This window comes from Halosimplex litoreum (assembly GCF_016065055.1).
GTDB classification, from domain to species: Archaea; Halobacteriota; Halobacteria; order Halobacteriales; family Haloarculaceae; genus Halosimplex; species Halosimplex litoreum.
Genome location: NZ_CP065856.1, coordinates 1851386 through 1873074, shown reverse-complemented (window position 1 = coordinate 1873074; position 21689 = coordinate 1851386). Strand labels below are relative to the sequence as shown.

The window sequence follows — 21689 nt, the reverse complement described above, 5'->3', positions numbered from 1 at the left end:
CGCGACGCCCGTTCACGTATCAACGTTTGGACTGGTACGACCGAGTCCCGATTCCCGCCCGCGTTTTCACTTTCACTACGGTGTTAACGAGGGTTTATATGACGGGCGGCGCAAGCGATGTCCATGGCGACAGAAGACCTCGAAGAACTGCCGGGTGTGGGTCCGGCGACGGCGGAGAAGCTCAAAGACAACGGGTTCGACGGCTACCAGGGCATCGCCGTCGCCTCACCCGGTGAACTGTCGAACACGGCGGACATCGGCGAGTCCAGCGCGGCGGACATCATCAACGCCGCGCGCGACGCCGCGGACATCGGCGGCTTCGAGACCGGCGCGACGGTGCTCGAACGCCGGGAACAGATCGGGAAGCTCACCTGGAGCGTCGACGAGGTCGACGACCTGCTCGGCGGCGGCATCGAGACTCAGTCGATCACCGAGGTGTACGGCGAGTTCGGCGCCGGCAAGTCCCAGGTGACCCACCAGATCTCCGTCACCGTCCAGCTCCCCAGCGAGCACGGCGGGCTGGAGGGGTCGGCGATGTTCATCGACAGCGAGGACACGTTCCGCCCCGAGCGCATCGAGCAGATGGTCAAGGGCCTCTCCGAGGAGGTCATCGAGGACACGATGGTCCTCCACGACGTCGTCGAGGAGGACGAAGACGCCGACGCGACCGACGAGGCCCTGCTCGACGATCTGGTCGAGGCGATGCTCGACAACATCCACGTCGCGAAGGCGTTCAACTCCAACCACCAGATCCTCCTGGCCGAGCAGGCCCAGGAACTCGCCAGCGAGAGCCAGGACGAGGAGTTCCCCATCCGCCTGCTCTGTGTCGACTCGCTGACCGCGCACTTCCGCGCCGAGTACGTCGGCCGGGGCGAACTCGCCGAGCGCCAGCAGAAGCTCAACAAACACCTCCACGACCTGATGCGCGTCGGCGACCTCCACAACACCGCCGTCGTCGTCACCAATCAGGTCGCCTCGAACCCCGATTCCTTCTTCGGCGACCCGACCCAGCCCATCGGGGGGAACATCCTCGGCCACACCTCCACGTTCCGCATCTACCTCCGCAAGTCCAAGGGCGACAAGCGGATCGTCAAGCTCGTCGACGCGCCGAACCTCCCCGACGGCGAGGCCGTCATGCGCGTCGAAGAAGACGGTCTGATGAACGAGTAGGCAGACGAAGCGTTCGTCGCCGACTGCTCCGGGCCGCAACGCACTTGCCGGTCGCTTCCGAACGGCCGGCCATGGCGTTCACGCTCTACCAGCTCGACGGGTGTCCGTACTGCGAGAAAGTCGCCGACCGGATGGACGAACTGGACCTCGACTACGAGACGGTCTGGGTCGACGCGCTCCACTCCCAGCGCGACGAGGTCAAGCGCGTCTCCGGCCAGCGCGGCGTCCCCGTCCTCGTCGACGACGACCGCGGCGTCACGATGGCCGAGTCGGCGAAGGTCGTCGAGTACCTCGACGCCAGTTTCGCCTGAGGGCGTCGCTCACGTTCTGTCCCGGTAGACCACCCACGCCCCCAGCGTCGCGAAGACCGTCGGGTAGGCGAACCCGTAGACGACGAGCAGGTACCGGTCGGCCAGGATCGTGCCCCCGCCGACGAGCACCGCCGTGAACAGCACCGAGCCGACGAGCAACACGACCAGATAGCCGGCGGCGATGGCGAGCCCGAACCGCGCCACTGCCGCGAACGACTCCGTCGTCGTCTCCGCCCAGTGGCTGTCGGCGAACTCGTAGCCGGCACCGACCAGCGCCACCGGCGCCAGCAGGTAGTAGACGACGACCGGTACGCCGGTCTGGTTCTGCTGGGTGACCAGGCTGAGGTGGCCGATCGCGGCCGTCCGACCGCTCACGATCCCGCCGACGTGGGAGACCGGCGCGGCGTGGCCGGTCCCGAACGTGAACAGCCCGCGCAGGAGCCGACCGAGACCCGGGATCGAGGCGACCGGATCGGCGACGGGGACGAGTGCCTGCGGCACCGCACCAGTCGTCGCGGGGATGTTGTGTGCGTTGAAGACGGCGATACCGAGCAGCGCGAAGCGCCGCTGGAGCGATCCGGAGCCGAGACCGTCGACTGCGGCGACCGCTGCCGTCATCACGAAGACCGCGAGGAAGGCACTGGGCGCCCGCGCCATCCCCGCCCGCCACGGGAACTCGGCGAACGACTCCTCGGTCTGATCCGAAGTCACACCTGTTCACGCGCTCAGCAGTTCAAAAAGGCTTCCGCCCGCTTCGGTCGGTCCGGGGACCCACTGGAGCGGACCGCGCGACGATCGCCGACACCGCTTCGGAGGATCGGCCCCGTCGCCAGGTCTCGCCGCTCGCGGTTCGGTTCGTTCGCCGTTCGCGATTCCGAGACGGTCGCTGCGCTCACGTCTCGCTGCTCGCGGGTCGTACCTCCCCGCTCGCTTTCCGAGGCGCTCACTCCGTTCGCGCCTCGCCCTCGAAATCCAGCGCCGCCGAGTTGATACAGTAGCGCTTGCCGGTCGGGTCCGGACCGTCGTCGAAGACGTGGCCGAGGTGGCCGCCGCAGGTCGCACAGACGACTTCGGTCCGGCGCATCCCGTGGCTGGTGTCCAGTTTCGTCTCGACGTTGCCGTCCTCGACGACGTCGAAGAAGCTCGGCCAGCCGTGGCCGGCGTCGTACTGCTGGTCCGTCGAGAACAGCTCCGTCCCGCACCCGGCGCAGGTGAACTCCCCCTCCTCGTCCACCTCGAGGTATTCGCCGCTGAACTTCGGTTCGGTCCCCTGCTCGCGCAGGATCTTGTACTCCTCGTCGGTCAGCCGCTCGCGCCACTCCTCGTCGCTGCTCGGGAGTCCTTCTTCCTGCTCTGACATACCTCCGAATAGCCGCTCCAGGCGTTTATACCGACCGCTCGGGGATCCGACGGCGAGTCCGGCTCTCCGCGCGAGCAGCGAGGGACCGACGGTCCCTCGAGCCGTTCGCGCGGCGGCGCCGCGAACGAGGGTCACCGAACCGCGCTCACCGCGACGGGTCCCACGGTCGTCACCGCCGCTCGTAGGTCACGAACGACAGTTCGCCCTCGGGCTCGCGGTCGACTTCGACCCACGCCGCCGAGTCCCACTCCGGGAACCGGGTGTCGCCCGCGGGCTCGCCCGGGACCTCCGTCAGCACCAGCCGGTCGGCCCGGTCGAGAAACGCCTCGTAGACGGTCGCACCGCCGGCGACGAACGCCGTCCTCGCATCGGTCTCCACCGCGGCCGCTTCGGCGGCCTCGACCGCGGCGTCGACGCTCCCGACCTGCACGACCGCCTCGGGCGCGTCCACGCCCGAGCGCGTCAGCACGATATTGGTCCGCCCGGGCAGCGGCCCACCCAGCTGCGCCGAAATCGACTCGTAGGTCACCCGGCCCATGACGACCGGATGGCCCGTCGTCGTCTCCTTGAAGTGGGCCAGATCCGCGGGGTAGTGCCACGGCATCTCGCCGTCCGCCCCGATGACGCGGTTCTCCGCGACGGCGGCGATGAGCGCGATCTCGACCGACGAGGCCGCCTCCCGTCCGGCGTCCGTCATCAGTTCCCCTCCATCACTCGGCGACCGCGAAATCGAGGCCGGGCGCGGGGTCGTAGTCGCGCACCGCGACGTCCTCGTAGGTCAGCTCGTCGATCGGCTCGTCGGCCACCTCGATCGTCGGGCGCTCGCGGGGTTCGCGGGTCAGTTGCGCCAGCAGGTTCGGGACGTGGTCGGCGTTCTCCACTCCTGGCTCGGCGGGCGCTTCCGTCAGGATCCAGTCGCGCACGCCGTCGTACCCCTCGCGGTCGTCGACGGCGGCCATCCGTTCGCGCAACTCCGCACGGTTTGCCTCGTACCACTCGCCGCGAGCGCCCTCGCCGCAGTAGGCGTGAGCGTCGACGACCGAATGGGAGAAGCTCCCGACCTCGAAGCCCGTCCGCTGTGCCACGATGTGGGTCACCAGCGAGTAGGCGGCGACGTTGAACGGGATCCCCAGCGCGATATCGCCCGAGCGCTGAGTGAGATGGAGGTTCAGCCGGTCGCCCTGGACGTTGAAGACGAAGGTGTAGTGACAGGGCGGGAGGGTGCTGGTCGTCGCGTTGGCGGGGTGCCAGGCGTTGACGACGATGCGGCGCGACTGCGGATTCTCCCGCAGCGTGTCCAGCACGTACTGGAACTGGTCGAAGGTGTTCTCGTCGTCGTTGACCCAGCGATGGGCGTCGTCGGGCCAGGACTCCCCCTCCAGGCCCTCCTCCGGGATCGGGTACCGGCGCCAGAAGCGGCCGTAGGCGGTGTCGAGGTGGCCTTCCTCGTCGGCCCAGGCGTCCCAGATCTTCGTCTCCTCGCGGAGATTCCGGATGTGCTCCTCGCCGGAGAAGTACCACAGGAGCTCGTGGATGAGCGAGTTCCAGCGATAGCCCGACAGGTCCTTCGTGGTGAGCAGAGGGAACCCTTCCTGAAGGTCGACCTCGTAGTGCGCGCCGAACGTCGAGAGCGTGTCCACGCCCGTCCGGTTGGGCTTGTAGGTGCCCTCCGCGACGGCCGCCCGGACGAGATCGAGATACTGCTGCATTGTGACGCGTATCTGCGCGCGGTCGTTGTAAACCCACCTGTCGACGCTGGAGTGTGCCGTACGACGGGGAGATACGACTGCAGTATCGCGACCGCTGCCCGGAGTACCGCGTGAAACAGCGTGAAAGCCCCCGACTGCTCCGGTCGAGGGGTTCGCTGCGCTCCTCGTTCCCGTCGGTCACTGTGGTGCTCGCGTCACCCGTCTTCCCGGAGCAGTCGGCCCCTTTCATTCCCCCCGTGCCGGCTGATCGCCGGTCTCTGGGGGTGGGAATGAAAGGGTCGGGGCTTTCACGCTGTTCGTATTCGCGGGACAGCAGGGGTCGCAGTAGCGGTCCCACTGCCTCACTCCCGATCTAACACCAGCACGTGCCGAACCAGCGACCGGTGAACCCGCCGCTCGAAGTGCTCCTCGACGGTCCAGCCCGCGTCTCTCGCCTCGGCTTCCCACGAGCGGTCGGCGACGACCACCGCGCGGGCGGCGACCCGGCGCGCTTCGGCGAGCGCGCTCCCCACCAGATCGGCCAGCGAGTCGCCCTCGATCTTCGACTGGCGCCCGTAGGGCACGTCGAAGACGGCGGCGTCCGCGAAGTCGTCGACGAACGGCAGGCGCGTCACGTCGCCGCGGCAGACCTCGAAATCGCCGTCCTCGCCGAACCGATCTCGGAGGTTCGCGCGCGTCCCGCGGGCCATCTTCCGCTGGGCGTCCGAGCCGACCGCCCGGGCGCCGACGAGACCGGCCTCCAACAGCACTCCGCCGGTGCCGCACATCGGGTCGACGACGGTCGCTCCCGCCCGCGCGCCGGCGATGTTCACCAGCGCGCGGGCCAGCTTCGGGTCCATGCTCCCCGGCTGGAAGAAGGGCCGATCCGTCGGACGGCGGTCGCCGAAGCCGCGCTCGCTCTCGACGTCGAGCCAGCCGAGGACGCAGAGGCCCGCCCCGTCGTCGAGGACGCCCGGGTCCGAGTCGCCCGGTCCGGCCGCGTCCGACTCCGCGTTCTCCGCGGTGCTGTCGGCGCCCGGCGGCCCAGCGAACAGCGCGCGCAACTCGTGGTCGGGGTCGTCGAGATCGACGGAGAAACCGCGGTCGACGAGCACCTGTCCCAGCTCGCGCTCGACGCGCTGAGTGTCCACGCCGGTCGTCGCGCGCACGTCGACGGCGCGGACGGCGACCGTTCCCTCGCGGTCGACGGTCGCGGCGTCCAGCGTCGCGCGCGCGCCGGCCACGTCGGGGTCGCAGTGGCCGACCACCTCGCTCGCGCGGTGGACGTAGGCGAGATCGCGGACGCGGTCGGTCACCGCGCGCGCGGTCGCCAGCCCGGCGCCGACTACCTCGACCCCCGCGGCGGCGCTCGACGCCTCGCAGGCCGCGAAATCGTCGTCCTGCCCGCCCAGTTCGAGGACGTACACGCCCGACAGTCGCCCGCCGCCAGGCAAGAACCCACCGGTGCGCCCGCGCCGCTCTCCCGCCCGACCGCCACCGAACTCCGCGAATCGACCCGCCAGCCACCCGCCGCGACAGCCGACCGCCAGGACCCCGACCACTGATAAAACTGACGTGTACCCCCACTAAAAAGCGCTTTTATGGGCGATTCGCCCCGTGGCTACATCACCGGTCTGATTCGTCTCTGTTCGCGATCTGTCATCCGGTCCCATGAAAGTTTATAAGCCTTAAATACAACGTTTAAGTCGAGACATGGTTGACCCCAAGGAGACAATCAATATCGAAAACGTCGTCGCCTCGACTGGAATCGGGCAGGAGCTCGACCTGCAGAGCGTGGCGATGGACTTGGAGGGGGCGGACTACGACCCCGAGCAGTTCCCCGGCCTCGTCTACCGCACCCAGGAGCCCAAGTCGGCAGCGTTGATCTTCCGTTCCGGTAAGATCGTCTGCACCGGCGCCAAGAGCACGGACGACGTCCACGAGAGTCTGCGGATCGTCTTCGACAAGCTGCGCGATCTCAACATCCAGGTCGACGACGACCCGGAGATCGTCGTCCAGAACATCGTCACCTCCGCCGACCTCGGTCGCAATCTGAATCTCAACGCGATCGCCATCGGCCTGGGCCTGGAGAACATCGAGTACGAGCCCGAGCAGTTCCCCGGCCTCGTCTACCGGCTGGACGACCCCGACGTGGTCGCGCTGCTGTTCGGCTCGGGGAAGCTCGTCATCACCGGCGGCAAGCAGCCCGAGGACGCCGAGGAAGCGGTCGACAAGATCGTCTCCCGGCTGGAAGATCTGGGCCTGCTGGAGTAGTCGCGAGCGCGCGGTGGCCCGCCTCGCTCGCCCGGTGCCCGAATCACCTGCGCTCGCGGCGCTCGGTCGTCCGCGATAGCAGGCTACAAACCGCCGCCCCGCCTATCGCCGCCATGGACCTCGTAGCGCTGCTCTCGGTCGCGTCGCCGGCCGCGCTCGCGCCGCTCCAGACCGACGTGACGGGCGGCGGGATATTCGCTTTGGTAATCACTTTTCTGCTGACCGCCGCCTTCTACGCCGCGACGCTCCATCTCGCCGCGACCTTCTTCATCGGCGACGTGCCCAGCCAGCGGGCCGCCTACGCCGGCCCGGTCCCCGCCGCCGTCTCCATCCTGCTGGGTCGCTACGGGATCGAGAGCATCGGCTTCGTCTCCCCGAGCCTCGGGATCGTGATCGTCCTCCTCGCCACGCTGGTCGCCGACGCCATCGCTATCAGCGTCTCCTACCGGATCTCCTGGCGCCCGGCCGCGGTCCTCACCGGCCTCCACTTCGCCTTCGCGGCCGTGCTGGGCTTCGCTCTGAACAACATCTTCGGCTTCTTCTGAACGGGATCGCGGAGCCGCCCCTCGCCGGTCGTGCGACCGCCTCTCACCTGCCCCGAAAGCATTTTGTCAGCACGGGTGAACGACGGGTCATGCCGACGATAGCGGTGGCCGACGAAGCGGTACACGACGAGGCGACGCCCGTCCGGGTGACCGGCGTCGAGCCCGGCGCGACGGTCGAACTCCTGGCCGAGACCGACGGCTGGTACGACGAGGGATGTTCGTCGCGGACGATCTTCGAGGCGGACGGCGAGGGCCTCGTCGATACGGCCGAGCACGAACCCGTCGAGGGGTACGACGGCGTCGCGCCGATGGGCTGGCTGTGGTCGATGGCGCCCGACGGAGAGGGTGAAACGGGATGGCCCCACGCCGGTCGCGACCCCGTGACCGTCGAGGTCGAGACGCGAGTGGACGGAGCACAGGTCGCCGAGACGACGACCGTCCGCCGACCGACGGATCCCGGCGTCGAGCACGTCGCCGTCGACGACGACGTGGTCGGCGACCTGTTCGTCCCCGCCGGGGAGGGGCCGCACCCGGGCGTGCTCGTCCTGCACGGCTCGGAGGGCGAACCGGCCCGCGGTCGCGCGGCGTTGCTGGCCGCCCACGGGTTCGCGGCGCTGGCCGTCCACTACTTCGGCGACCCCGCCCCGCTCCCCGACCAGCTGATCGAGGTACCGGTCGAGTACTTCGGCGCGGCGGCCGACCGACTGCGCGAGCGCGCGGACGTGGCGGACGGGCCGCTCGGCCTCTACGGCCACTCCAAGGGCGCGGAAGCGGCGCTCGTCACGGCGTCGCGGTACGACTGGGCGGGAGCGGTCGTCGCCGGCGCGCCCGCGGCCCATCGCTGGCAGGGACTCGACGAGTCCGGCGAGCAGCGGACGAGCTCGTGGACGGCGGACGGCGACCCGCTCCCGCACGTCCCCTTCCGCGCCCCGCCGGGGTCCGACGAGGACGGTAACGTCGCCTTCGCGAACGTCTACGCGAACTCCCTCGACCGCGCCCCGGGCGACCGCCGCGAGGCCGCCCGGATCCCGGTCGAACGGATCGACGCGGCGCTCCTGGTCGTCTCTGGCGGCGCCGACCGGATGTGGCCGAGCGTCGAGTTCGCGGCGACCGTCGTGGAAGCACGCTCCGAGGAGGCCGGGGTCGACGTCGACACGGCCCACCGCTCGTACGAGCGCGCGGGACACAGCATCGCACCGCCGTACCGACCGACCGCGGGGACAGCGGTCGCCGACGGGATGGCGCTGGGCGGGACACCGGCGGCGAACGCCCGCGCGGCCGCGGACTCATGGCCGGCGGTGCTGGAAACCCTGGACGCCATCGAACCGAGCGACGGCTGAAGGACAGAACGTTCTTATCAGTCGAATAGAAATCACGGGTGATGGTCGAGAGACTGGACCGGCGCCGCTTTCTCGCGACGGTGGGGGCGGCGTCGGCCGCCTTGGTCCCGGGGTGTGGCAGCGGAGACACGGCGACGGAGACGGGCCAGCCCGGGCCCGACCCGACGGCCGAGCGGACTGCGACCGCGGGTGCGGGAGAGACGGCGGGACGGCCGACCGCGACGGCCGCGACCGACCTCGTCGTCGAGGCGCCGGCCACCCATCCGCAAGACCGGCCGGCCGAGATACGGCTCACGGGCGCCGATCCCGGCGCGGAGGTGTCACTGACGGCGTCGACGCCGAGCTACGGCGGGCAGACCTGGACCAGCGAGGCGACCTTCGAGGCCGACGAGGACGGGGTGGTGGACCTCGCCGAGGCGACGCCGGTCTCGGGAACGTACGAGTCGGCCGACCCGATGGGGTGGCTCTGGTCGATGCGACCCAGCGCGGGCAGCCAGCCGTTCTACTACAGCGGTGACGCCCGACAGGCGGTGACTCTCCGGGCGACCGACGCCGACGGGACCGTCGAGACGGAGGTGGACCTGCGGTTGTACGACCCGGACATCACGGTCGAGGCCGTCGAGACCGACGAACTGGTGGGATACTGCTACGAGCCGGCGGGCGAGGGGCCACACCCGGGCGTGTTGGCGCTCCACGGGTCGGGCGGGAATCCGATCCAGCGCCGCTCGGCGTTGCTGGCGACGCGGGGGTACGCGGCGCTGTCGGTCAAGTACTTCGGCGAGGGCGAGCCGATCCCGGACACCCACGACAGCGTGCCGCTGGAGTACTTCGAGCGCGCGCAGTCCTGGCTGCGCGCACGCGAGGGCGTCCGCGACGTGCCGGTCGGCGTCCTCGGGGTATCGCGCGGCGGCGAACTCGCGCTGTTGCTCGGGGCTCGGTTCGACTGGGTGGGCGCGGTCGTCTCCTACGTCGGGAGCGCCGTCGTCTGGGAGGGTGGCAGCGCCGACCCTCCGAACGTCCCGTGGACTCACGGGGGCGACCCGGTCGCGCATCTAACCTGGGACAGCGGGTTCCGGACGAGCGACGAGGGCCACTACCGCTTCCGTCCGGCGGCCGACGAGCGACTGGATTCGGTGGCCGAGTCGGAGCTCGAGGCGGCGACCATCGCCGTCGAGGAGGCCGCCGCTCCGGTGCTCATGCTGTCTGGCACCGACGACCAGGTGTGGCCGTCGGTTCGTCTGCTGGCCGTCGGCGCCGAACGTCTGCGAGAGGCCGACTTCGACCACGCGTTCGAACACCGGAGCTACGACGGCGCCGGGCACGGTGTCACCGCGCCCTACCTCCCGACCGCCGGTCGACGGGTGATCTCCGGACAGCTGTTCGGTGGCGCTCCGGCCGCCGACGCCCGCGCCAACGCCGACTCCTGGCCGGCAGTGTTGGACTACCTCGACCGCGGGCTCCGCGCCGACTGACTACTCGACGAGGCGCTCGATCTCGGTGACGAGCACGCCGTTCGTGTCGCGACTCGAATCGCGAGCGTGAATTTAAGTGTAGAGACGACCCATCTCGGAGTGATGGGGACGGACATCTCGAACCGGGTTCGCGAAATCGCCCGTCACCGCGACGCCGACGAGTCGTCGGTCATCGAGCAGGCGCTGGAGCGCGGACTCGACGACCTCTGGGAGGACGTGGTCGTCGCCCGGTATCTCGACGGCGAACTCCCTCGCGAGGAGGCCGTCGCGGAAGTGGGCGAGGCGCCCGTCGAACGTGCGGACGCGGCGCGGGACGCGGTCGACGAGGACATCGAGTGGGCGTTCGGCGAGGACGCCGCGTGAGTCGGGACCGTCGCGTCGTGACGGACACCGGACCGTTGATCCACCTCTCGGAAGCCGACGCTCTGGACCTGCTAGACCAGTTCGCGGTCGTAACGGTGCCCGAGACGGTGTTCGAGGAACTGCGACGCGGTGGCGTTCCGACAGCCTTCGAGGCGCTCGACTGCGAACGGAAGCGGGTCGAGGTAGCGGAAGACCGATGACCGGAACTCGATCCGGGCGAGACGGCGGCGCTCGCGCTCTGTGAGCGTGGCGGCGGAACACTCCTGACGGACGATCTCGACGCGCGCCAGCAGGCGAACGAACTCGACCTCGAAGTCCACGGGTCGCTCGGGGTCGTCCTCGCCGCGTACGCCGACGGACGGCTCGTCGCGGCGGACGCGAGAACGAAGATCCGAGCGCTCGAGCGCGAAAGCACCCTCTACCTCTCGGACCCGCTCGTGAGACGAGCGCTCGACCGTATCGACCGCGAGGAGAGCGACGGCGACTGATCACTCCACCAGCCGCTCGATCTCGGTGACGAGCACGTCGCTGGCGCCCACCTCTTTGAGCGCGTTGATAGTCTCGAACACCGCGCGCTCGTCGACGACGGCGTGGACGGCCACGTCCTCCTTGCCGGCGATGTCCATCACCGTCGGGCCGCCCATCCCCGGCAGCACCTCTTTCACGTCGTCCAGACGGCCCTCGGGGACGTTCATCATCAGGTAGCGCTTGCCCTCGGCGGAGAGCACGGATTCGAGCGCCATGCGGATCTGCTGGACCTTCTCGTCGTCGGCCACGTCCTCGCGGGCGAACAGGCGGACGGACGAGTCCAGGACGTCGGCGATCTCGGCGAGGCGGTTCATCCGCAGCGTGGTGCCCGTCGAGGTGATATCGACGATGGCGTCGGCGATGTCGACGTGCGGCGTGAGTTCCGTCGCGCCCGACACCTCCGCGATGTCCACCTCGATATCGCGCTCGGCGAAGAAATCGCGGGTGACGTTCGGGAACTCCGTGGCGACGGTGCCGCCGTCCAGATCTTCGACGGACTCGATGTCGCCGTCCTCGGGCGCCGCCAGCACCAGTCGGCACGAGCCGAACTCCAAGTCGAGCAGGTCGACGAGCGCGCCGGTGTCGGCCTCCTCGGCCTGGTCGAGGCCCGTGATACCCACGTCGGCGGCGCCGTCGGCGACGTACTCGGGGATGTCGGCGGCGCGGGCGTAGAGGACGGTCACGTCGGGGTCGACGGTCTGAGCGTAGAGCTTCCGGTCGGCCCCGTCGACGACGTGGAGGCCGGCCCGGTCTAAGAGATCGATCGCCGGGTCGTGCAGGCGACCCTTGTTGGGGACGGCGATGCGCATACTCTCTCTGGACGGGCCGCGGGCAACTGTCTTTCCCTCTCCGAGCGTCACGGCTCCGTGGCGAGCGCCCGCCCGTACGTTTGTATCCGAACGGGGGACCACCGCCGCCCACGTCGACAGTCGGCGTGACCGACGCGCTCGCGTACGGGTTCGACTGGGTGCGGTGTTCGGCGGGGAAACTGCCGGACGGACTGACCGGACGTGACGACACGCAATGGTTTTGGCCGGACCGGTCGGATCGCCGCCCGTGCCCGCCTTCCTCGCGTCCGTCGGGACGCTGGCGAGCGTCTCGCTGGTCACCGCGCTCGGTTACTTCCTGTACAGCCGCCGGTTCCGCGACGCGGCCGACGCGACCGCGGCGCTCGGGCGTATCCGCCGCGCGTTCCGCGTCGGGCTCCCGGTCGTCTACGTGGTCGCTCTCTTCGCGATGATCGCCGCGGGGTGGCTCGACGCCGTCGACGCCGCGCTCGGGGCGCTCCCGGCCGGCGAGTCGGTCGTCGGCGGCGCCGTCACGGTCGTCGTCGGACTGACCGCGCCCGCGGTCGCCGTCGGTGCCGGCTACTTCGGCGCGTTCCCCGTCGTTCGTGACCTCCGCGAGGCGGACGTGTCGGCGACGACCGTCGCGGCGCGGCTCGTTCGCTACGCGGTCGGACTCGCGGCGCTGTTCGTCGTCGTCGTCCTCGGCGTCGGGCTCGCCGGCGAGGGCCTCGCGTCGGGCGCCGGCTTCGCCGCCGCGATCGCCGTCCTGCTCGGGTCCGCCTGGGCCGGGTCCCCGTGGCTGGTCCGCCTGCTCCAGTCGACCCGCGAGCCGACCGCCGCCGAGCGCGCCCGGCTCGACCGGCTCTGTGTGGACGCCGGGTTCGACCCCCGGGCGGTTCGGATCCTCGAACTCGCCGACGCGAAGCGAGCGTTCGCGTTCGCCCGCGGGCTCCCCGGCCGGCGCCACCTGTTCGTCAGCGACTACCTGCTCGCGGAGCTCGACGACGAGTCGCTTCGCGCCTATCTCGCCCTCCAGGCCGGGCGGGCGCGCGCCAAGCACCTCGAAGTCAGGCTCGCGGTCGCCGTCGGGACCGTCCTGGCCGTGCTCGGCCCGCTGCTCGGGGTCACCGAGGTTCCCGGTGTCGGGAACGGGATAGTCGCACTGGTCGCTCTCCTCGGCGGCCTCGTCGGGCTGTGGGCCGGACGGCGACTCGTCTACCGCGCCGACGACTACGCGGCGGCCCGAACGAGCTGCGAGGCCGTCGTGGCGACCGTCGAGCGGTTCGCCGACCTCAACGACGCGCCGATGGAGTGGGGTCGCCTCATCGCGCTACGTCGGATGGAGCCCCCGCTCGACAGCCGGATCGACCGGCTGCGCGACCGCGCGGCACGGGAGTGACCCACGACGCGCCGCCGCGAAGGAACAGATTCAGGCACCCGCCCCGGGAACTCACGGAGTATGAGCGACCTCCTCGTCGCGGGCGGACAGGTACTGCGACCCGATCTCACCGTCGAGCGAGCGGACGTGCTGGTCGACCGGGAGAGTGGCGACGTCGCCGACGTCGTCGAGCCCGGCACCGCCGACGCCGCCGAACGGCTCGACGCCAGCGGCGGCCTGGTGATTCCGGGGCTGATCAACGCCCACGGACACGTCGCGATGACGCTGTTGCGCGGGTACGCCGACGACAAGCCGCTCGACGCCTGGCTGCAGGAGGACATCTGGCCGGTCGAAGCGGAACTCACCGCCGACGATATCGCGGCCGGTGCGGAGCTGGGCATCGTCGAGATGATCAAATCGGGCACGACGGCCTTCTCCGATATGTACTTCCACGTCGACCGGATCGCCGACGCGGTCGAGCGCGCCGGCGTGCGGGCCGTCCTCGGCCACACGGCCGTCACCGTCGGCAAGGACGACGAGGCCGCGCGAGCGGATATGCAGCGAAGTCTCGACGTGGCCAAAGAGCTGGACGACGCCGCCGACGGACGGGTCACGACGACCTTCCAGCCCCACTCGCTGACTACCGTCGGCGAAGAGTACCTCCGGGAGTTCGTCCCGAAGGCCCGCGAGGCCGACCTGCCGATCCACTTCCACGCCAACGAGACCGAAAACGAGGTCGACCCGATCGTCGACGAACACGGCCTCCGCCCGCTGGAGTACGCCGCCGACCTCGACCTGCTCGGCGAGGACACCTACGTCGCCCACGGCGTCCACCTCGACGAGACCGAGGTCGAACTGTTGGCCGACACGGGGACCGGCGTCGCCCACTGCCCGGCGTCGAACATGAAGCTCGCCAGCGGGATGGCGCCCGTTCAGCGGCTTCGCGACGCCGGCGTGACCGTCGGGATCGGCACGGACGGCGCGGCCTCGAACAACGACCTCGACGCCTTCGACGAGGTGCGCGACGCGGCGATGATCGGCAAACTCGCCGCCGAGGACGCCGGCGCCGTCCCCGCCGAGGCCGCCGTCGAGATGGTCACGCGGGGGAGCGCCGACCTGCTGGGCGTCGACAGCGGCCGCGTCGAGGCGGGCGCGAACGCCGACCTCGCCGTGGTCGACCTGGAAGCCCCGCACCTGACGCCCGCCCACGATCTGGTGAGTCACCTCGCATACGCCGTCCGCGGGAGCGACGTGCGTCACACCGTCTGTGCTGGCGAGGTACTGATGCGCGACCGCGAAGTAGTGACGCTCGACGAGCGCGCGGTGCGCGAGCGGGCGAGCGAGCACGCCCGGGATCTGGTCGCGCGGGCCGAAGGCGACGACTGACGGCCACAGCGAGCTTCGCTCAGAAGGGGTAGTTGAAATAGAGGTAGCCGACCGCGGCCAGTACGACCGCCGCCAGCGACGCCCCGAGAACGGCGTCGGTCAGTGCGCCGACGACGAGCGCCGGGACGAGGAATGCGACCAGCCACAGCGCGTACGAGTCGGTCGGAACGTCGCGGAGGTTCATGCCGGTGTGTCGCCCACCGGACCCCAAAACGATTCCTATCTGGGGGTTTACCCTCGCCTCGACGCACCGTTCTCAGCGCAGGTAATCGGCCCGGAGACTGTTTATCGACCGGAAAATCGCGTTAATTCGGCGAAAATCGGGCCGAGGGTAACCCACGACTAAGTGGAAACCGACCGTGGGGTATCGACGTATGAACCAGGGCACACGAGCGTTGATACTGGCGGCACTGATGGTCGTCTCGGTGGCGGCACCGGCGATGGGGGCGACGTCGTCGGCGGCGTCGCCGAGCGTCGACGTGATACAGGACGACGGCGTCACCGTGACGGTCACGAACGGCACTGCGAACGACACGGTCGCGAACGCGACGGTCGACGTGACGACGATCACCGAGAACGTCACGTACGCCGACGCGGGGACGCACACCACCGGACCCAACGGCACCGTCGCGCTGTCGACGCCGAATCAGTCGCTGACGGTGTCGGTGACGGCGACGGTCGGCAACCACTCGGCGACGACCACGACCGACCTGGCCGCCGACGAATCCAACGAGACGGTGGCGGACGAGACGAACGAGACGGTGACGGACGAGACGAACGAGACGGTGACGGACGAGACGAACGAGACGGTGACGGACGAGACGAACGAGACGGTGACGGACGAGACGGCGCTTCCGTTCGGTCTCCAAGTCGTCGCGTTCACGTCCAGCCTGGGCGACACCGACGGACCGCGCGGGCTGGCGATCGCGTCGTGGGTGACGGCCAACAACCCCGGTAACGGCAACGGCCCGCCCGCGTGGGCCGGCCCCGGCAACGAGACGGGCAACGAGACCGGCAACGACACGCAGGGTCTCTCGGACCGTGCCGACCTCGGTAACGAGACCAGCAACGAGACGGGTAACGAGACCGGCAACGACACGCGGGGACCGCCCGACCACGCCGGCCCGAACAACGGCACGCAGGGTCCCCCGGACCACGCCGGCCCGGACAACGGCAGTGACGAAGACGATACCGGAACGCGGGGTCCCCCGGACCACGCCGGCAACGACAGTGACGACGAGGCTGAGGAGGACGACGAGGAAGAAGAGGACGAAGAGGAAGAAGAGGACGACGAGGCTGAGGAGGACGAAGAGGAAGAAGAGGACGACGAGGCTGAGGAGGACGAAGAGGAAGAAGAGGACGACGAGGCTGAGGAGGACGAAGAGGAAGAAGAGGACGACGAGGCTGAGGAGGACGAAGAGGAAGAAGAGGACGAAGAGGAAGAAGAGGACGACGAGGCTGACGAAGAGGACGAGGAAGAAGACGACGAGGCTGACGAAGAGGACGAGGAAGAAGACGACGAGGCTGACGAAGAGGACGAGGAAGAAGACGACGAGGCTGACGAAGAGGACGAGGAAGAAGACGACGAGGCTGACGAAGAGGACGAGGAAGAAGACGACGAGGCTGACGAAGAGGACGAGGAAGAAGACGACGAGGCTGACGAAGAGGAAGCGGACGACGAGGCTGACGAAGAGGAAGAAGAAGAAGCAGACGACGAAGAGGACGGCGACTCCGGGGGACCGCCGGACCACGCCGGCAACGGTAACGGCAGTGGCAACGGTAACGGCAACGGCGCCGGCGCCGAGCGGTAGTCACCGGTAGTGCAGTCGAGCGGGCGGTCGCACGGCCGCGATACCTCGGTTATCGAGCTATTCTTTCGAAGCGTCGTGGCGGTGAGTCTCGGAGCGATGGGCTCGACGACGGCAAAAATCACGGTATCGAGCCCCGAGCGCTACGGCCCGGCCGCCACACCCCTCAGAACTCGTCGATGACGGGAATCCCGACCGTCTCGAAGTCGGTCATGTCGTCGAGGACGCCCGAGACGTCTTCGAGGCCGATGCGCTCGGTGATGATCGCGGCGGGGTCGAGCTTCCCGGTGGCGACCATCCGGAAGATCTCGTCGTAGCGCTCGGGCGGCATCCCGAGCGCGCCGAGGAAGTCGATCTCGGCGGTGACCATCTCGTCGGTCGGCAGCGGCAGGTTCCCGCCGGCCTCCTTCGTCGTCAGCCCGACCTGGACGTGCTGGCCGGTCTTGCCGAGGCTCTTGACGGCGTTGCGGCAGGTGGTCTCGATACCCAGCGCGTCCATCGACACGTCGGCACCGCCGTCGGTGATATCGCGGACTTCCGCGGCGGGGTCGTCGACCGCGCTCGCGTTGACGGTCTCGACGGCGCCCTGTTCCTCTGCGAAGTCGAGCTTGTCGTCCATCAGGTCGACGCCGATCACGTTGGCGCCGAGCGCGTCGGCGATCTGGACCGCCGAGAGGCCGACGCCGCCGCAACCGTGGACGACGAACCAGTCGCCAGCGCCCACGTCCGCCCTGTGGGCCAGTCCGTGGAAGGCGGTCATGAACCGACAGCCCAGCCCGGCCATGTCCACCGACGAGACCCCTTCGGGGAGCGTGACGAGGTTGTGCTCGGCGTGGGGGACCGGCACCTGCTCGGCGAAGGCACCGGGTGCGGCGGGCTGGAGGCCCAGTGCCTGGCGGTTCTCGCAGATGTTGGAGTGGCCGGTCCGACAGAGGTGACAGGACCCGTCGCCGAGGTTGAACGGGACGGCGACGTGGTCGCCCTCGGAGACGCCCGTTACTTCCTCGCCGACGGCGACGACGTGGCCGGCGGGCTCGTGACCCAGGATGTGGCCCGGGACCGGGTCGAGGCCGCGCCACTCCCAGTCGCCCTGCCAGGCGTGCCAGTCGCTGCGACACACTCCGCAGGCCTCGACGGCGACGACCGCGCCGTGGGGCTCGGGCTCGGGGTCGTCGACCTCCCGCACGTCCAGCGGTTCGCCGTAATCCGTGAAGACTGCTGCGCGCATACCCGGGCTATCGGTAGCGCCCGCCAAATACCCTCGTACCTGGAGTCGTACCACGCGTACTCTTCAGCATCGGATGCGGTGACGTGCTCACGACCGCTACCAGCTCTGACCACCGAACTACGAACCGCCCGTGAACCTCTGCGACCGCGACGGCCGACAGCACCGCGGGACGGGTCGTAGTGCAAGACAGCGTGAAAGCCCCCGGCCGCTCCGGTCGAGGGGCTCGCTGCGCGCTTCGCTCACTCCGTTCGCTCCAGTGCTTGCGTCTCCCGTCTTCCCGGAGCGGCCGGCCCCTTTCGTTCCCGCCCGTGTCGGCTGACCAGCCAGTCTGTCAGGGTGGGAATGAAAGGGGCGCCCGTCTCGTCGAACCCCGACGAAGTAAGCACCGCAGCCCGTAGGGCGAGGAGCGCAGCGAGGCGCGGGAGGCGAGACGGGCGGGGCTTTCACGCTGTTCGCGGAAGCGGTAGTAGCGGAAGCGGTAGTAGCGGAAGCGGTAGTAGCAGAAGCGGTAGTAGCAGAAGCGGTAGTAGCAGAAGCGGTAGTAGCAGAAGCGGTAGTAGCGGAAGCGGTCGGGGCGGTAAAACGAAGCCGACGAACAGTAGACCGGCGGAGAAAGACTGTACTCGCTTCTAGCCGGTGAACTTGTGATAGTCGAGACCTTTGTGTTTCATCTCGTTGTGCTTCTCTTCGAGGAAGGAGTAGACGGTGCCGTGAGGGGCGCCTTCGATGATCATCTCGGCGGCTTCGCGGACGGTGTCGACCTGTTCGGGGCCGCCGATGATGCCCAGCGTCGAGCCGTAGATGACGACGGAGGCGCCCGAGAGTTCCTCCATGAGTTCGCGGGTGCGACCGTCCTCGCCGATGAGCCGCCCCTTGTGGCGCTGGAGGTCGTTGCGGTTGCGCGCGGCCGCGTCGATGTCGATGATGTCGAACATCATCATCTCGTCGTCGAGCAGTCGCATGGCCTCCTCGGGGGCGAACCCGCGGCCGATGGCCTTGACGATGTCCGGGCCCTTCAGCGCGGTGAGCGGGTCGCCGGTCTGTTCGACTTTCACCTGGCCCGTCTCGCTGTCGACGTCGAGTCGCACCTCCGCGCGGTCCTCGATCTCCCGCAGCGTCGCACCCCCTTCGCCGATCAGCACGCCGATCCGGTCCTGCGGAATCTTCACGTGTTGCATGCCCGACCGTAGGTGTCTCCGTCGGTTTAAGGCTTTGCTGGGCGAGCCACCGTGTGACGGGGACACAGGCTCGCGCGTGGGCGACCCCACCGAGCGACCGGCTACGGGACCGACACCGTCTTGTCGGCCGGGGTGAACGATCGGCTGTGACACACTCGCTGACCGAGCGCCACTGGGGCTGGCTCCTGACCGTCGCGGGGTTCGCGCTCCTGTTGAACCCGTTCGTCGTCGGGGCGCTCGACGTCGGCGACCCGGACAGCTACACGTACGAGCCGAAAGAAGTGACCTTCTACGACAACGGGACCTACGACGCGGAGCGAGGGGCGCCCGGTCTCGACCCCGAGGTGGCGTGTTTCGAGCGAGCTCCCAGCCGGTCGTGCGTCGTCGAACGCGCAGTACACGCCGACGGCGGGGTCGTCTACGACGGATTGCCGTCGGGGTACCTCCGGAGCGACTACGAGTACGTCTACGTCTGGGGAAAAGGGTTCTTCGAGCCGGTGGGGCGGGAGCTCGCGAACGACAGCGTCGAGTACGGTCTCGACAGCGTGCCCCGGTCGGAGGCGCTGGAGTGGGTGGCGGCCGAGAGCCGCGAGGCGTCGGCGGGTATCCGCGAGGCGCTGGAGACCGGGCAGTACCGGACGCGCGACCGGATCGACGGTGCCGACGAACTCGTCGAACACGACGGGGACTACTACGTCGTCACCGCGACGAGCTACCGGACGACGACGGGCGAGCGCCGCGACATCGTGATCGCCCTCCAGTGGATCGCGGGTATCGGGGGCGCGCTGCTCGTCCTCCGCGGCCAGCGATTGCGGGTGACCGCCGGCAGGTAGCCGCGGCGGACCGAGTGACGACCGCCGTTCACGCCGTCACTCGTACCGCAGCGCGTCGATCGGGTCGACGCGGGCGGCCCGCCAGGCGGGGTAGAGGCCGGCGACGACGCCGGTGAGGACGCCGACGGCGACGGCGGCGGCGAACCACCCGGGCGCCAGGGTCAGCGGGATCTCGGCGTACCGCGTGGCGGCCCAGCCGGCGGCGATCCCGAGTGGGACGCCGATGATGGCGCCGAGCGCCCCGAGCAGGACCGCCTCCGCCAGAAAGAGCTCCATCACGTCGCGGCTGCGCGCCCCGACGGCCTTCATGATCCCGATCTCGCGGGTCCGCTCGGTGACGCTGACGAGCATGATGTTCGCGATGCCGACGGCGCCGACGATCAGCGCGATGACGGCGATGCCGGTGACGAAGCGGGTGAGTCTGGTGACGATGCGCTCGATGCTGTCGACTAGGTCGGCGTTGGTCCGGGCGCTCACCTCGTAGCCGTCGGGGACCAGTTGCGCGGCGTCCGAGCGGTTGCCGGCGAAGTACTCGCGGACGCGCTCCTGGGTGGCGGTGGTGTCGGCGGGGTCGGTGACGACGGTCACCTGCGAGTAGACCCGCTGGTTGCTCACCGCGTTGGGGCTCTCGACGACCGACTGGTAGAACGGGTCGGCGGGGACGAACACCCGCGGCTGGTCGGTGAAGGAGCTGAACGGGAGCTGGCCGCCGGTGCCGTTGACGATGCCGACCACGGTGACGTCGAACCGTTCGCCCGACGAGCGAGTGATCGAGAGCTCGTCGCCCGTCGAGAGGTTGCCGGGGAACAGCTGCGCGGCCGGGCGATTGACGACCGCCTCGTTCGCGCCGTTGTCGAAGGCCCGGCCCGACTCGAAGGTGGCCGTCTCGAAGGCGGTCGCGTTGGTCGCGGTGACCTGCCGCTGGGCGATCGTCTCGTTGTCGTGGGCGACGGCGCTGACGGGGACGATCCCGCGCGGGACGACGCGCTGGACGCCTTCGATCTCGCGCAACTGCGAGAGGTCGTACTCGGTGAAGACGGGCTGGCCGGCGCCGCCGAACCCGCCGCCCTCGTCGGCCTCGGTGGCGACGAGATACACCTCGTTGGCGCTGGAGCCTTCGATCTCCGAGACCACGTCGGCCCGCAGGCTCGCGCCGAAGGTGGCGAAGGTGACGACCGCGGCGATCCCGATGACGATGCCGATCACCGTTAGCGCCGCTCGCAGACGATGGGAGCGCAACGAGCGGACGCTGATCCGCAGCGTCTCCGTGCGGTCCATCAGAGGACCTCCACGTCTTCGATCACGCCGTCGCGGAAGTGGACGATGCGCTCGGCGTGTTCGGCGATGCGCCGTTCGTGGGTGACGAGCAGGATGGTGTTGCCGGCCTCGTGCAGCTCGGCGAACAGATCCATGATCTGTGCGCCCGTCTCGGTGTCGACGTTGCCGGTCGGCTCGTCGGCGAGCAGGAGCGCGGGGTCGGCCGCCAGCGCGCGGGCGATGGCGACGCGCTGGCGCTGGCCGCCCGATAGCTCCGAGGGACGATGGTCGAGGCGGTCGCCGAGGCCGACTCGCGAAAGGAGATCCGCGGCGCGCTCGCGACGCTCGCCGCGGTCGACGCCCTGGAAGACCAGCGGCAGGGCGACGTTCTCGACGGCGGTCAGCCGCGGCATGAGGTTGAACGTCTGGAAGACGAAGCCGACGGTACGGCCGCGGGCCCGCGCGCGCTCTGCCTCCGAGAGCGCCGCGACGTCCTGACCGTCGATGCGGACGACCCCCTCGGTGGGCGTGTCGAGGGCGCCGACGAGGTTGAGGAGCGTGCTCTTGCCCGACCCGCTGGGGCCCATGACGGCGGTGTAGGAACCTGGGGCCAGCGAGAGCGAGACGTGCGAGAGCGCCTCGACTGCGACCGCGCCGTCGTAGGTCTTCGTCACGTCCGCGAGGTCGACGACCGGGTCACCGTCACCGGGTGCCGAGTTCGCCCCCGCGGGGGAGTCGCTCCCTGCCACCTCCGTGTCAGTCGCGTCGGTCACACCCGCTTC

The 21689-nt window shown here is 69.5% G+C and carries 24 protein-coding genes; 12 read left to right on the top strand and 12 right to left on the bottom strand.

Going from position 1 to position 21689, the window contains the following annotated elements:
- Positions 1-123: 123 nt before the first annotated feature.
- Positions 124-1170, top strand: coding sequence for a DNA repair and recombination protein RadA (gene radA / locus I7X12_RS09310; protein ID WP_198063537.1), 1047 nt, complete (start codon positions 124-126; stop codon positions 1168-1170).
- 71 nt (positions 1171-1241) lie between these two features.
- Positions 1242-1481: a glutaredoxin family protein gene (locus I7X12_RS09305; RefSeq protein ID WP_198063536.1), complete on the top strand. Its 240-nt coding sequence runs from the start codon at positions 1242-1244 to the stop codon at positions 1479-1481.
- 9 nt (positions 1482-1490) lie between these two features.
- Here I7X12_RS09305 and I7X12_RS09300 read toward each other — a convergent pair whose 3' ends face one another.
- From I7X12_RS09300 to I7X12_RS09280, 5 genes are all read right to left on the bottom strand, one after another.
- Positions 1491-2192 carry a hypothetical protein gene (locus I7X12_RS09300; RefSeq protein WP_198063535.1) on the bottom strand — a complete coding sequence of 234 codons (702 nt, stop codon included), beginning with the start codon at positions 2190-2192 and terminating at the stop codon, positions 1491-1493.
- 232 nt (positions 2193-2424) lie between these two features.
- Positions 2425-2841, bottom strand: coding sequence for a peptide-methionine (R)-S-oxide reductase MsrB (gene msrB / locus I7X12_RS09295; RefSeq protein ID WP_198063534.1), 417 nt, complete (start codon positions 2839-2841; stop codon positions 2425-2427).
- A 169-nt stretch (positions 2842-3010) separates the two neighbouring features.
- Entirely contained in the window at positions 3011-3538 is a 528-nt protein-coding gene (locus I7X12_RS09290) for a dihydrofolate reductase (protein WP_198063533.1), read from the bottom strand.
- A gap of 13 nt (positions 3539-3551) precedes the next feature.
- A complete protein-coding gene (gene thyA / locus I7X12_RS09285; RefSeq protein ID WP_198063532.1) occupies positions 3552-4550 on the bottom strand; it encodes a thymidylate synthase in 999 nt (332 codons plus the stop codon).
- Positions 4551-4891: 341 nt separating this feature from the next.
- On the bottom strand, positions 4892-5956 hold the full coding sequence (locus I7X12_RS09280) for a TIGR01177 family methyltransferase (protein WP_198063837.1): 1065 nt from the start codon (positions 5954-5956) through the stop codon (positions 4892-4894).
- Positions 5957-6242: 286 nt separating this feature from the next.
- On the opposite strand from I7X12_RS09280, the gene I7X12_RS09275 reads away from it, so the two are divergent.
- The 5 genes from I7X12_RS09275 to I7X12_RS09255 all read left to right on the top strand — a co-directional run bounded on the left by I7X12_RS09275 (position 6243) and on the right by I7X12_RS09255 (position 10523).
- Positions 6243-6803: a TATA-box-binding protein gene (locus I7X12_RS09275; protein WP_006882347.1), complete on the top strand. Its 561-nt coding sequence runs from the start codon at positions 6243-6245 to the stop codon at positions 6801-6803.
- Positions 6804-6916: 113 nt separating this feature from the next.
- On the top strand, positions 6917-7348 hold the full coding sequence (locus I7X12_RS09270; protein WP_198063531.1) for a DUF7473 family protein: 432 nt from the start codon (positions 6917-6919) through the stop codon (positions 7346-7348).
- Positions 7349-7437: 89 nt separating this feature from the next.
- Positions 7438-8688 carry an acyl-CoA thioesterase/bile acid-CoA:amino acid N-acyltransferase family protein gene (locus tag I7X12_RS09265; RefSeq protein WP_198063530.1) on the top strand — a complete coding sequence of 417 codons (1251 nt, stop codon included), beginning with the start codon at positions 7438-7440 and terminating at the stop codon, positions 8686-8688.
- A 41-nt stretch (positions 8689-8729) separates the two neighbouring features.
- The gene (locus I7X12_RS09260) at positions 8730-10160 is read left to right on the top strand and encodes an acyl-CoA thioester hydrolase/BAAT C-terminal domain-containing protein (protein WP_198063529.1); all 1431 of its coding nucleotides are present in this window, start codon (positions 8730-8732) and stop codon (positions 10158-10160) included.
- A 102-nt stretch (positions 10161-10262) separates the two neighbouring features.
- A complete protein-coding gene (locus I7X12_RS09255; RefSeq protein ID WP_198063528.1) occupies positions 10263-10523 on the top strand; it encodes a hypothetical protein in 261 nt (86 codons plus the stop codon).
- Between the two features lie 71 nt (positions 10524-10594).
- Here the strand turns inward: I7X12_RS09255 and I7X12_RS09250 are convergent, their stop codons facing one another.
- The gene (locus I7X12_RS09250) at positions 10595-10843 is read right to left on the bottom strand and encodes a hypothetical protein (RefSeq protein WP_198063527.1); all 249 of its coding nucleotides are present in this window, start codon (positions 10841-10843) and stop codon (positions 10595-10597) included.
- Here I7X12_RS09250 and I7X12_RS20870 point away from each other — a divergent pair.
- On the top strand, positions 10787-11011 hold the full coding sequence (locus I7X12_RS20870) for a DUF3368 domain-containing protein (RefSeq protein ID WP_198063836.1): 225 nt from the start codon (positions 10787-10789) through the stop codon (positions 11009-11011). The genes I7X12_RS09250 and I7X12_RS20870 overlap by 57 nt on opposite strands.
- Here the strand turns inward: I7X12_RS20870 and hisG are convergent, their stop codons facing one another.
- Positions 11012-11860, bottom strand: coding sequence for an ATP phosphoribosyltransferase (gene hisG, locus I7X12_RS09240; protein WP_198063526.1), 849 nt, complete (start codon positions 11858-11860; stop codon positions 11012-11014). It abuts the gene before it with no gap.
- A gap of 247 nt (positions 11861-12107) precedes the next feature.
- Between hisG and I7X12_RS09235 the strand changes: the two genes are divergently transcribed.
- Both I7X12_RS09235 and I7X12_RS09230 read left to right on the top strand, forming a co-directional pair.
- Positions 12108-13238: a M48 family metalloprotease gene (locus tag I7X12_RS09235; protein ID WP_198063525.1), complete on the top strand. Its 1131-nt coding sequence runs from the start codon at positions 12108-12110 to the stop codon at positions 13236-13238.
- Positions 13239-13298: 60 nt separating this feature from the next.
- Positions 13299-14603: an amidohydrolase gene (locus I7X12_RS09230; protein ID WP_198063524.1), complete on the top strand. Its 1305-nt coding sequence runs from the start codon at positions 13299-13301 to the stop codon at positions 14601-14603.
- A gap of 19 nt (positions 14604-14622) precedes the next feature.
- Here the strand turns inward: I7X12_RS09230 and I7X12_RS09225 are convergent, their stop codons facing one another.
- Complete coding sequence (locus tag I7X12_RS09225; RefSeq protein ID WP_198063523.1) at positions 14623-14787, bottom strand: hypothetical protein; 165 nt, start codon at positions 14785-14787, stop codon at positions 14623-14625.
- Between the two features lie 190 nt (positions 14788-14977).
- On the opposite strand from I7X12_RS09225, the gene I7X12_RS09220 reads away from it, so the two are divergent.
- Positions 14978-16414, top strand: a complete 1437-nt coding sequence (locus I7X12_RS09220; RefSeq protein ID WP_198063522.1) for a hypothetical protein — start codon at positions 14978-14980, stop codon at positions 16412-16414.
- Positions 16415-16577: 163 nt separating this feature from the next.
- Here the strand turns inward: I7X12_RS09220 and I7X12_RS09215 are convergent, their stop codons facing one another.
- Together I7X12_RS09215 and I7X12_RS09210 are read right to left on the bottom strand one after the other, a co-directional pair.
- Positions 16578-17639, bottom strand: a complete 1062-nt coding sequence (locus I7X12_RS09215) for a zinc-dependent alcohol dehydrogenase family protein (RefSeq protein ID WP_198063521.1) — start codon at positions 17637-17639, stop codon at positions 16578-16580.
- A 629-nt stretch (positions 17640-18268) separates the two neighbouring features.
- Positions 18269-18817: a KH domain-containing protein gene (locus I7X12_RS09210; RefSeq protein ID WP_198063520.1), complete on the bottom strand. Its 549-nt coding sequence runs from the start codon at positions 18815-18817 to the stop codon at positions 18269-18271.
- A 146-nt stretch (positions 18818-18963) separates the two neighbouring features.
- Here I7X12_RS09210 and I7X12_RS09205 point away from each other — a divergent pair, with 146 nt between their 5' ends.
- Positions 18964-19650: a hypothetical protein gene (locus I7X12_RS09205; RefSeq protein WP_198063519.1), complete on the top strand. Its 687-nt coding sequence runs from the start codon at positions 18964-18966 to the stop codon at positions 19648-19650.
- A 36-nt stretch (positions 19651-19686) separates the two neighbouring features.
- On the opposite strand, the gene I7X12_RS09200 is transcribed toward I7X12_RS09205, so the two are convergent.
- A complete protein-coding gene (locus I7X12_RS09200; protein WP_198063518.1) occupies positions 19687-20928 on the bottom strand; it encodes an ABC transporter permease in 1242 nt (413 codons plus the stop codon).
- Complete coding sequence (locus tag I7X12_RS09195) at positions 20928-21680, bottom strand: ABC transporter ATP-binding protein (RefSeq protein WP_232343133.1); 753 nt, start codon at positions 21678-21680, stop codon at positions 20928-20930. The genes I7X12_RS09200 and I7X12_RS09195 overlap by 1 nt, the downstream gene beginning before the upstream one ends.
- Positions 21681-21689: the final 9 nt, after the last annotated feature.

Excerpts from the sequence above, each read along its gene's own strand:
- radA (WP_198063537.1), top strand. The coding sequence starts at position 124 with ATGGCGACAGAAGACCTCGAAGAACTGCCGGGTGTGGGTCCGGCGACG.
- I7X12_RS09305 (WP_198063536.1), top strand. The coding sequence starts at position 1,242 with ATGGCGTTCACGCTCTACCAGCTCGACGGGTGTCCGTACTGCGAGAAA.
- msrB (WP_198063534.1), bottom strand. The coding sequence starts at position 2,841 with ATGTCAGAGCAGGAAGAAGGACTCCCGAGCAGCGACGAGGAGTGGCGC.
- I7X12_RS09290 (WP_198063533.1), bottom strand. The coding sequence starts at position 3,538 with ATGACGGACGCCGGACGGGAGGCGGCCTCGTCGGTCGAGATCGCGCTC.
- thyA (WP_198063532.1), bottom strand. The coding sequence starts at position 4,550 with ATGCAGCAGTATCTCGATCTCGTCCGGGCGGCCGTCGCGGAGGGCACC.
- I7X12_RS09275 (WP_006882347.1), top strand. The coding sequence starts at position 6,243 with ATGGTTGACCCCAAGGAGACAATCAATATCGAAAACGTCGTCGCCTCG.
- I7X12_RS09270 (WP_198063531.1), top strand. The coding sequence starts at position 6,917 with ATGGACCTCGTAGCGCTGCTCTCGGTCGCGTCGCCGGCCGCGCTCGCG.
- I7X12_RS09265 (WP_198063530.1), top strand. The coding sequence starts at position 7,438 with ATGCCGACGATAGCGGTGGCCGACGAAGCGGTACACGACGAGGCGACG.
- I7X12_RS09260 (WP_198063529.1), top strand. The coding sequence starts at position 8,730 with ATGGTCGAGAGACTGGACCGGCGCCGCTTTCTCGCGACGGTGGGGGCG.
- I7X12_RS09255 (WP_198063528.1), top strand. The coding sequence starts at position 10,263 with ATGGGGACGGACATCTCGAACCGGGTTCGCGAAATCGCCCGTCACCGC.
- hisG (WP_198063526.1), bottom strand. The coding sequence starts at position 11,860 with ATGCGCATCGCCGTCCCCAACAAGGGTCGCCTGCACGACCCGGCGATC.
- I7X12_RS09230 (WP_198063524.1), top strand. The coding sequence starts at position 13,299 with ATGAGCGACCTCCTCGTCGCGGGCGGACAGGTACTGCGACCCGATCTC.
- I7X12_RS09225 (WP_198063523.1), bottom strand. The coding sequence starts at position 14,787 with ATGAACCTCCGCGACGTTCCGACCGACTCGTACGCGCTGTGGCTGGTC.
- I7X12_RS09220 (WP_198063522.1), top strand. The coding sequence starts at position 14,978 with ATGAACCAGGGCACACGAGCGTTGATACTGGCGGCACTGATGGTCGTC.
- I7X12_RS09215 (WP_198063521.1), bottom strand. The coding sequence starts at position 17,639 with ATGCGCGCAGCAGTCTTCACGGATTACGGCGAACCGCTGGACGTGCGG.
- I7X12_RS09210 (WP_198063520.1), bottom strand. The coding sequence starts at position 18,817 with ATGCAACACGTGAAGATTCCGCAGGACCGGATCGGCGTGCTGATCGGC.
- I7X12_RS09200 (WP_198063518.1), bottom strand. The coding sequence starts at position 20,928 with ATGGACCGCACGGAGACGCTGCGGATCAGCGTCCGCTCGTTGCGCTCC.